The organism is Streptomyces sp. URMC 124, from assembly GCF_051386455.1.
Lineage (GTDB): Bacteria > Actinomycetota > Actinomycetes > Streptomycetales > Streptomycetaceae > Streptomyces.
Map to the genome: position 1 here is coordinate 1 of NZ_JBPQTS010000568.1, position 250 is coordinate 250.

The 250-nt window shown below is 46.4% G+C and carries 1 protein-coding gene; it reads right to left on the reverse strand.

The features are described 5' to 3' along the window. Positions 1-231, reverse strand: a 231-nt coding sequence (locus tag ACSNOG_RS33725) for an RNA polymerase sigma factor (protein WP_436756473.1), incomplete at its 3' end; no start/stop codon positions are given. Positions 232-250 lie beyond the last annotated feature (19 nt).

Below are 250 nucleotides of genomic sequence, written 5' to 3' on the forward strand. Positions count from 1 at the left end.
GGTATACAGCCACGTCGAGAACGATGCATCCACCTCGCGAAACGAATGCAGGCTGCGGAAAGCCTTATAGAATGTCTCGGAGCATAAATCCTCCGCCATCAGCTCCATGTTGGAGCTCTTTAACATATGATAGACAAATGCCAATATTTTTCTCTGGTAACGCCGCATAAGCTCCGAGTACAGCTCGGTATTGCCCTGCTTGATTTCTTGTATTAACTGGGAATCCGTCATATGATTTTTCGTTCCTCCT